At 69.1% G+C, this 4,237-nt stretch carries 4 protein-coding genes and 2 pseudogenes; 2 read left to right on the top strand and 4 right to left on the bottom strand.

The genetic code is table 11. The features are described 5' to 3' along the window. Both LQV45_RS19445 and LQV45_RS19440 read left to right on the top strand, forming a co-directional pair. Window positions 1-166: pseudogene (locus LQV45_RS19445) on the top strand (TrkH family potassium uptake protein); the annotation flags it as partial. A gap of 40 nt (window positions 167-206) precedes the next feature. Continuing rightward, on the top strand, window positions 207-845 hold the full coding sequence (locus LQV45_RS19440) for a TrkA family potassium uptake protein (RefSeq protein WP_374208249.1): 639 nt from the start codon (window positions 207-209) through the stop codon (window positions 843-845). Window positions 846-917: 72 nt separating this feature from the next. Here LQV45_RS19440 and proC read toward each other — a convergent pair whose 3' ends face one another. The 4 genes and pseudogenes from proC to LQV45_RS19420 all read right to left on the bottom strand — a co-directional run. Next, window positions 918-1,751 (bottom strand): pyrroline-5-carboxylate reductase, encoded by an 834-nt coding sequence (gene proC, locus LQV45_RS19435; protein ID WP_230008423.1) that lies wholly within the window; start codon window positions 1,749-1,751, stop codon window positions 918-920. A 488-nt stretch (window positions 1,752-2,239) separates the two neighbouring features. Then, complete coding sequence (locus LQV45_RS19430; RefSeq protein WP_230008422.1) at window positions 2,240-3,541, bottom strand: RNA polymerase sigma factor; 1,302 nt, start codon at window positions 3,539-3,541, stop codon at window positions 2,240-2,242. 21 nt (window positions 3,542-3,562) lie between these two features. Beyond that, complete coding sequence (locus tag LQV45_RS19425) at window positions 3,563-3,904, bottom strand: YciI family protein (protein ID WP_028277719.1); 342 nt, start codon at window positions 3,902-3,904, stop codon at window positions 3,563-3,565. Between the two features lie 114 nt (window positions 3,905-4,018). After that, window positions 4,019-4,237, bottom strand: a pseudogene (locus LQV45_RS19420) (Ppx/GppA family phosphatase); the annotation flags it as partial.

Here is a 4,237-nt window from a genome sequence, read left to right as displayed (position 1 = left end):
CCTCAGCACCAACCTCAGTGCAGAGTTGCCGCCGGAGGGGGTCTACGTCCTCGCTTTGCTCATGTTCGCCGGGCGCGTCGGGACGGTCACCCTTGCCGCCGGCCTGGCCCTCCGCCAGCGCAGCCAGCTGTACCACTACCCGGAAGAGAGACCGATCATTGGCTAGTTCCTCAGGCGCCGTCAACCGCCCCGCCCACAACGCCCCCGTGCTGGTGATCGGGCTGGGCCGTTTTGGTGCATCCACCGCAGAACAGCTGGTCAAGCAGGGCCGGGAGGTCCTGGCCATTGAACGCGACCGCGCCCTCGTCCAGAAGTGGGCGAGCGTCCTGACGCACGTGGTGGAAGCCGACGCCACCAACATCGATGCCCTCCGCCAGCTCGGCGCCCAGGAATTCAGTTCCGCCGTCGTGGGCGTGGGCACCTCGATCGAATCCTCCGTGCTGATCACGGTGAACCTCGTGGACCTGGGAATCGAACACCTCTGGGTCAAGGCGATCACGCCCTCGCACGGCAAGATCCTCACCCGCATCGGCGCCAACCACGTCATCTACCCGGAGGCCGACGCCGGTGTCCGCGCCGCGCACCTGGTCTCCGGGCGCATGCTGGACTTCATCGAGTTTGACGACGACTTCGCGATCGTCAAGATGTACCCGCCGCGCGAGACCGTGGGCTTCACCCTCGATGAGTCCAAAGTCCGGTCCAAGTACGGCGTCACGATTGTGGGCGTGAAGTCCCCGGGCGAGGACTTCACCTACGCGCGGCCGGAAACCAAGGTTTCCTCGCGGGACATGCTCATCGTTTCGGGCCACGTGGACCTGCTCGAACGGTTCGCTGCCCGCCCCTAGGCCGCAACCGGAGCCTGCGGCTCCAGGGCTGCGGCTCCCAGGGCTGCGGCTCCAGGGCCTGCCCGGGCCGGCTCAGGCGAGCTGTCGGGTGATTTCCGCGGCGCGCTCAGCCGCCGCGCGGGCGCCGTCGGCAATGATGGCCGGCAGTCCGCGCTCGTCAAAGGTGGCGATGGCCCGTTCCGTGGTGCCGTTCGGGCTCGTGACCGCCTTGCGCAATGCGGCAGGATCCGCGCCGGGCTCAGCCAGCATGAAGCCCGCCCCGGCGACGGTCTCGCGGGCCAGCAACAGCGACAGCTCCGGGTCCAGGCCCAGTCGTGCCCCGGCCTCGGCCATGGCCTCCGCTAGGTAGAAGGCGTAGGCCGGGCCCGAGCCGCTGATCGCGGAGAGGGCGTCCACCTGCTCTTCCGGGATCTCCACGACCGTGCCGGCGGCGGCGAGGATGTCCTTGGCGCGCTGGAGTTGCCCGGCGGAGCAGCTGGTCCCGGGCGAGACGGAGACCACGCCGCGGCCCAGCTTCGCCGGCGTGTTCAGCATTGTGCGGATGACGGGCTGGCCGGCCGGCAGCGCCGCCTCCAGCTGCTCCAGTGACACGGCGGCCGCAACGCTGATGACGATCGTGCCCGGTGAAAGGGATCCGCTGATTTCCCGGGCCAGGTCCGCGATCCCCACGGGTTTGACGCCCAGGATCACGACGGCGGAGCCGGTGGCGGCCTGTTTATTGTTGTCCGGCTCTTCTTCGCCCGCGATGGCGGTGATCCCGGGGTGGCGCTGGGCCAGCTCGGCCGCGCGCCCGGCCCGGCGGACGGTTGCGACAATGTCGCCCGGGTCGACGCCGCCGTCGATCAGCCCCGCCATAATTGCCTCGTTCATTGACCCACAGCCCAGGAATGCGATTCGGTTGCTCATGTCCCCATCATTGCAGTCTGACGTGATTCCCAGCCAGCTCCCACCTTCAGCGCAGTCAGCGCACAACTTTGGAACCTAACGTTGTAACTACCTCATTGAGGGTGCGAGTGATGCAGCAGGCATGCGGATGCCTGCGCGGCACCGGTGGTTGCAGCGGGTTTTCCCATTTTCCCGCAGCGGACCGCCGGTGCCTTTGCCGTTTAAAGCCCCCGCGGCGGAGCCGGCCACCATCCCGGGGACGCCGTCGGATTGCCAGCGAACACACAGGGAAAACTCGCTGCGCACCCATGATCGGCCATTACCTTGGAAAGTGCCTCAACAGGTGCGAGTGATGATAGCCGGTTCCCCCGGAGCCGGCGGTGCGCCGGGCGATTTGCAGCAGAGTTCCCCCAAGTCCTGCTCCAGATCGCCCGGCCCTACTCTTTTAACCGGCGCGAACGGGCCCGCCACGGGGCGCGGCCCGGCCCAGGTTTCCAGCCGTCTGCTTTCTACCCGTCTGCGGCCCCGCCGAACACCGGGCTGCGGAGCTTGCCTTCCAGGAACCGGCGTTCCGCGGCGCTGCCGGCAAGCGCCAGCGCCCGCCTGTAGCCTTCGGCGGCCTCCGGATAGCGGCGCAGCCGCACCAGGAAGTCGGCGCGGACGGCGTGGAAGAGGTAGTAGGTGTCCAGTCCCAGGCCCTCGACCGCCGCCAGCCCGGCAACGGGCCCGTGGAGCTCTGCCAGGGCCACGGCGCGGTTCAGCGCCACGACAGGACCCGGCGCGACGGCCAGAAGCTGGTCATACAACTGCAGGATCTGCGCCCAGTCGGTGTCCCCGGCGGCCGCGGCGTCGCTGTGGACGGCGTTGATCGCCGCCTGGAGCTGATACGGTCCCGGCTGGTTCCGGCGCAGGCACCGGCGCACCAGCTCACGGCCTTCGGCGGCCAGGGCGCTGTCCCAGCGCCCCCGGTCCTGGGCCGCGAGCAGCACCAGTCCCCCGTCGGGCGTGAATCGCGCGGCGCGGCGGGACTCGATGAGCAGCATCAGCGCCAGCAGTCCCGCCGCTTCCGGTTCGTCCGGCATCAGCGACGCCAACAGCCTGCCGAGCCGGATGGCTTCCGTGCAGAGCTCCGTACGTTCCGGGCCGTCGGCGGGGCCCGCGGTGTAGCCCTCGTTGAAGATGAGGTAGACCACCGCCAGCACCGATTGCAGCCGTTCGGGCAGGTCGGCGCCCTGCGGGACCCGGTATGGGACCTTGGCATCCCGGATTTTCGCTTTGGCCCGGACCAGCCGCTGCGCCATGGTCGCTTCCGGGACCAGGAAGGCCCTGGCGATTTCCGCCGTTGTCAATCCACCCAGAAGCCGCAGCGTCAGCGCCACCTGGGCGGACGCGGCCAGGGCAGGATGGCAGCACGTGAAAATCAGCCGCAAAGTATCGTCGTCCACGTCCTCGACCCCTGACTGTTCCGCCAGGAACTGCTCTTCGGCGGCCGGCGCGGGTCCGGCCCCGGACCGCGCCGCCGCGAGCAGGGCCGCCTGTGCGTGCTTGTCCTCGCGTGAGGCTTCCCGCCGCAGCCGGTCAATCGCCCGGTGCCGTGCCGTCGTGATGATCCAGCCAGCCGGGCTGGGCGGGATGCCGGCCGAGGGCCAGTGCTGGACCGCCGCGGCAAAGGCATCCTGGACGGCGTCCTCGGCAATATCGATGTTCCCGAACGTCCGCGTCAGAACGGCTACGGCGCGGCCGTACTCGCGCCGGAACACCCGGGCGATGTCCGCCTCGGTCGCTGCCTCATGTCCACGGCGCTCACCCACACCAGCACCCCCGACCGGCGGCTAGTGCTGGAAGGGACGGACTTCGACGGGAAGTGTGGTGGCGCCGGCCAGCTTCCTTGCCCAGCCAAGGGCCGCGTCCAGATCCTCGGCCTCGATCACGGTGAATCCGCCGAGGTGCTCCTTGCCTTCGGTGAACGGCCCGTCGGTCACCAGGATCTCGCCACCGTTGGGCCGCAGGACTGTCGCGGACTCCGCCGGGTGGAGACCCGCGGCGAACACCCAGGCCCCCGCCGCCTGCATTTCATGGTTCAGGGCCGCCAGGTCACGCATGATGGGTTCGAGGAACTCAGGGTCCGGGGCAGGGCCGTCCGGCTGGTAAATGCTGAGCAGGTACTGCGTCATTTCGGGTGCCTCCTTGTCGAATCGGCCGGCGCCGTGCCGGCCTCTCAGCACTTACACGATCGAGGACGCTCCGGATCGACACAGTCTCGACACCCGCCGCTGGTCCAAGCCGTCTCAGAGAGCCTTTTCCGGCGACTGAAGCCGCGCCGGCGGTTGCTCTGCCACATGCGGCGGGGGATCGATCGGCCCCTCAAACACCAGCTGGTCCAGGCGGCGGAGGATGAGTCCTTCACGCAGGGCCCACGGGCAGGTCACCATGCTGTCGAACTTGAACATTTCCAGTGCCGCTTCCGCGACGAGGGCGCCGGCGAGGACATGCGGCGCGCGGGCCTC

Source organism: Microbacterium sp. Bi128 (assembly GCF_918698205.1).
This window is presented reverse-complemented; position numbering and strand designations above follow the sequence as displayed.